Source organism: Psychrobacter sp. UBA6766, from assembly GCF_002453355.1.
Taxonomy (GTDB): Bacteria; Pseudomonadota; Gammaproteobacteria; order Pseudomonadales; family Moraxellaceae; genus Psychrobacter.
Genome location: NZ_DKGQ01000018.1, coordinates 1 through 4,399 on the forward strand (window position 1 = coordinate 1; position 4,399 = coordinate 4,399).

Genomic DNA, 4,399 nt, shown 5'->3' on the forward strand with positions numbered 1-4,399 from the left:
GCTAATTGATGACACGCCCTAGCATTTTCTTGAATAACAAGTCGATTTTTAGTGGCTTAAAATCTAGATAGTGAAACCTATACTACTAGCTATCTTTTATGTGGTCCATTTTATGACACCTACGTTATTATTTTATCGTTAATACGCTTTCAATAATCAGAGATGGTAAGATTACACTCTTTATTATAAACAGGACTTTCAAAGCCACTATGAATAATAAAACCCCCACCCCAAAAATGATTTTTTTTGATATCGACGATACGTTAAGCCGAAACGGTGAAATTGCCCCGCATAATAAAGCCACGCTTGAAGCGCTTGCAAAGACCGATATCAAACTGGTGATTTCAACCGGACGCTCAAAGCCGATATTACCTCTTGATATCATCGCATTGCTTGAGGCGGACATTTTAGATGCGATTATCTGTATGAATGGCCAATACAGCTTTGATAATGAGCGCGTTATCAGCCACTATCCATTGTCCGATGAGCAGTCTTCCACCATTACTCAGCTTTGTCAGCAAAGTGGCTTGGTTTATAAATTTGACTCTGCCACTCATATTATCTGGTCAGATGAACACGAATGGCAAAACAGATATCACGATAAAATCAAGAGCTGTAGCATCATTGATCCTGATTATTGCCGATTTAATACCGTCTATCAGTGTTCGGTATTTTTAGATGATCAAGATAAAAAAATGCAAAATGTGAACTTTGCAGCGCAAGACTTAAAGCTGGTACCTTGGCATGATTCTGTCGCTGATATTTTGCCAATTGATGCCTCAAAAGCGCGCGGAATCTTAGATGTTTGTCAGCATTTTGGTATCGATGCAAGCGAGTGCATGGCGTTTGGCGATGGACTTAACGACTTAGAGATGTTTGATCTAGTCGGCTACGCCGTAGCCATGGGCGACGCAAAACCCGAGCTAATAGAACGCGCGGATTTTGTCACAGGGACGATTGAAGAGCATGGTATTCAGTCCGTAGTGAAGCCGTTTATTAAGGAAACGGTTTAAGCCGAACCTTTTTCTTTACTCTTTTCGATATCCTCCCAAACACTTTTAAAGATGGTTTTTAGATCATCGAGCATGGCGTGGCTGAGCGGGGTTGAAAAATGCCTGACACCGTGAACACTGATACCCTCTAGCTCGACTCTAGAGTAGTAATCCATCATTTTTTCCACCCCTTTCATCTGAATAGGCAGCTTTTTGGTCGATGCTCGACTAATTGACGTATCTGCATGTTGAGCATAACGATTCATAAACTCATCAAAGGTTCGCCAACCAATACAGACGATATGCCTAGGTCGCAGCTGCTCAAGCGGCAGTTCCGTCAGCTGCTTATGCTCACGTTGCATGGCTTTTGGTAGTGCTTTGATTTGCTTTTGAACCACGTGCTCTCTTGGACTGGCGAAATAGGATAACAGACTGGTCTCAGCGCAGTGTTTAAGTCGGCTAACCTCATTATCACAGACCACGTTAATAATTCGCTTAGCAAAACGATTTCCTGCCTCTGCCTCAGCGATATATTTACAAGGTGTGGAGTGATAATCAATCAGCTTAATACCAGCGCGTCGACCTTCAATATTGTCCCAATCGCGATGACCAGGGTTGATTCCTATGAATAAAACATCAGGGCGATAAGTCTGACCACTGATAAAATGCCCGTCAAAATATAGCGGATTGTCAAGTGGTAAAATGGCATTGGCGCGGCGAACAAAGTCATTGATATGTTGCTGCTTTTGCTTTAAACACTTATCAATAGGCGGTATCATTTCCGGCTCCTTATGCCACTCGCTTTACTTAGCTACCAACCCATATACCCAACTGCCCAGCTTATATAATCCAAAAGCAATCAAAATAAATAGCAATGCTGCAAGTAAATAAGCCAAAGTGGAATGTATATTGGTCAACCAGCCTATGGTAAATGCGACTCCAAGATAAGCTTCTAACGGCCAGCTTAATACTGGCGTATCCATGCCAGTATTAAAAAAAGTAATGACAGCGCACAGTCCTAGCACGGCAGTCACGATGCCAGCGATGTTACGGTTATTCATATAACTTCTCTTATGCAATTCAATCAAATTCAGCTCAGGCGCCTTTACCTATAAAGCAATTACGGCATGGTTAAGCCGCCATCGACCGCGATAGATTGACCAGTAATTGCAGCACTCAAATCAGACGCCATTAGCAATACTGAATTGGCGAAATCGCTTACCGAAGTCGCTTGACGCAGTGGTGTCGTCGTAGCGATATAATCAAACACCTCTTCAGTAGTTAAACTGCTTGCATCCGTAGTTTTAAGCAGTCCACCTGCCAGCAAGTTCACCCGAATGCCATATTGACCAAGCTCGCTCGCTAAATTGCGCGTCAGACCAATCAACGCTGATTTTGCCGTCGTATAATCATAATATGTCACCACTGGATTATAAATGAGATTGGTTGAGATATTAATAATCTTTCCCATATTTTGCGATTTCATTTGTGGCAAGACGGCCTGAACCGTATTAACCGCACCTTGGACAATGCCGTCAATTTGCTGGGAAAAATGCGACCATTTAACGGTTTCAATACTGGTGTAATCAGCGCTTGGATTAAACTGATAACTTGGCAGAGCGTTATTCACCAATATATCAATTCGACCAAAACGCTCAACCACTTCTGCTGCCATCGCTTGCATTTGTGCCAAATCTGTCACGTCACCTTGATAGATGAATGCTGTCCCGCCTGCTGCTTCGATATCTTCGACTACCGTTTCAGCGGCCTCCTTGCTATGAAGATAGTTGACGCAAACGCTCGCGCCTGCCGCTGCCATTTGCTGAGCGATTTGTGCGCCAAGACCTCGACTTGCGCCAGTGATAATAGCAACTTTACCCGTTAATAATGCAGGAATTGCAGTTTGAGAGTTATCCATTATTTTTTATCCTTTATTATTTGATATCCATAAATCATCGTTTTTTTACAGAGCGTAAAAAACAAACAGCGCCAAGCATAGCATAGTTAATCGTATTTACTTTAAGCCCTATGGCATTGATGATTGCAATCAAAGATATATAGTTGCCCTTTAAATTTCGACTTACCACAACCATAACCGTATAATGAATACAGTCATTTCGGCATTATTTGCCTGCTTTTCCACTTTTGCCTTAATTTAGGAGAGACACTTTGTCCCATTTATCATCCAATTGGTCTACTCGCGCCTCTATCAAAGTACTGCCTAAAGCACTATTGTGCGCCGCTATTGGGCTGACGATCACGGGCTGTAGCAAATCAGATAATGCAAATGATACAAACGCAGCTGCCAGTACGGAAACGCTAAATCTCTATAACTGGTCTGAATATATGCCGCAAGAGATTCTCGATGGCTTTACCGAAGAGACGGGCATTCAGGTCAATTACACCACCTTTGACTCTAATGAAGCCATGTATGCCAAGCTCAAACTGCTCGATGATTCGAGCCAATATGACCTAGCGATTCCATCGACGTATTATGTGGAAAAGATGGCCAAAGAAGGACTGCTACAAGAGCTTGATAAATCCAAATTAAGCAACTTTAAAAATCTTGATACGTCTTTTACCAATACCAAAGTTGACCCGGATAATAAATACTCGATTCCTTATATGTGGGGTAGCACCGGACTTGCTATCAACGGCGAATCAGTTGACCCTGCGACTGTTAATAGCTGGAACGACCTGTGGCGTCCTGAGTATAAAGGTCAAGTGATGCTGATGAACGATATGCGCGAAGTTTTTGCTATGGCGCTATCGACCCTTGGCTATTCAGGAAATAGTAAAAACCCTGATGAAATCAAAGCCGCTTATGAGAAGCTGACAACCTTGATGCCAAACGTCAAAACCTTTAATTCGGATGCCTCACGAATGCCATATATGGAAGGCGAAACCACGGTTGGTATGACCTGGAATGGCGAGGCCGTTATTGCCAATAACGAAGGTTTGACCAGCTTGGTGTATAAATACCCAACCGAGGGTGCTATCTTATGGATGGATAACTTTGTGATTCCCAAAAACGCCAAACAAGTCGATGCGGCTCATAAGTTTATAGACTATTTGCTGCGTCCTGAAAACTCTAAAATCGTTAGTGAAGAGATTGGTTATGCGTCGCCAAATATGGCCGCTCGCGAATTGATGGACGAAGAGGTTCGTAATAACCCAACCATATATCCTAGCAAAGAAGTATTGGCAAAAGCGGAGTTTCAAGAAGACGTTGGCGATGAAGCGTTGCAAGTGTATCAGCAGTATTGGGATAAGCTCAAAACAGGACGTTAATGGTTGTTTGTTAATGGCTGTTTGTTAATAGCCGTCTTGAATAATTATTACTATAAAAAACGCTGACTTGATAGAGTCAGCGTTTTTATTTATTTTTTGGGGCTGTCCTAGATAAC

General features: G+C 42.4%; 5 protein-coding genes. 2 read left to right on the plus strand and 3 right to left on the minus strand.

Going from position 1 to position 4,399, the window contains the following annotated elements:
• The first annotated feature begins 209 nt into the window (after positions 1-209).
• Complete coding sequence (locus B4K26_RS04025) at positions 210-1,013, plus strand: Cof-type HAD-IIB family hydrolase (protein ID WP_296243712.1); 804 nt, start codon at positions 210-212, stop codon at positions 1,011-1,013.
• Here the strand turns inward: B4K26_RS04025 and B4K26_RS04030 are convergent.
• From B4K26_RS04030 to B4K26_RS04040, 3 genes are read right to left on the minus strand one after another with little or no spacing between them, the layout of a single operon-like run.
• Positions 1,010-1,771, minus strand: coding sequence for a hypothetical protein (locus B4K26_RS04030; RefSeq protein ID WP_296243713.1), 762 nt, complete (start codon positions 1,769-1,771; stop codon positions 1,010-1,012). The genes B4K26_RS04025 and B4K26_RS04030 overlap by 4 nt on opposite strands.
• A 24-nt stretch (positions 1,772-1,795) precedes the next feature.
• Positions 1,796-2,053, minus strand: coding sequence for a hypothetical protein (locus B4K26_RS04035; RefSeq protein WP_296243714.1), 258 nt, complete (start codon positions 2,051-2,053; stop codon positions 1,796-1,798).
• 59 nt (positions 2,054-2,112) lie between these two features.
• Positions 2,113-2,910: a 3-oxoacyl-ACP reductase gene (locus B4K26_RS04040; RefSeq protein ID WP_296243715.1), complete on the minus strand. Its 798-nt coding sequence runs from the start codon at positions 2,908-2,910 to the stop codon at positions 2,113-2,115.
• Positions 2,911-3,161: 251 nt separating this feature from the next.
• Here B4K26_RS04040 and B4K26_RS04045 point away from each other — a divergent pair, with 251 nt between their 5' ends.
• Positions 3,162-4,283 (plus strand): ABC transporter substrate-binding protein, encoded by a 1,122-nt coding sequence (locus B4K26_RS04045; protein ID WP_296243716.1) that lies wholly within the window; start codon positions 3,162-3,164, stop codon positions 4,281-4,283.
• The last annotated feature ends 116 nt before the right edge of the window (positions 4,284-4,399 follow it).

Coding starts and splice junctions, on each gene's coding strand:
- B4K26_RS04025 (WP_296243712.1), top strand. CDS start 210: ATGAATAATAAAACCCCCACCCCAAAAATGATTTTTTTTGATATCGAC.
- B4K26_RS04030 (WP_296243713.1), bottom strand. CDS start 1,771: ATGATACCGCCTATTGATAAGTGTTTAAAGCAAAAGCAGCAACATATC.
- B4K26_RS04035 (WP_296243714.1), bottom strand. CDS start 2,053: ATGAATAACCGTAACATCGCTGGCATCGTGACTGCCGTGCTAGGACTG.
- B4K26_RS04040 (WP_296243715.1), bottom strand. CDS start 2,910: ATGGATAACTCTCAAACTGCAATTCCTGCATTATTAACGGGTAAAGTT.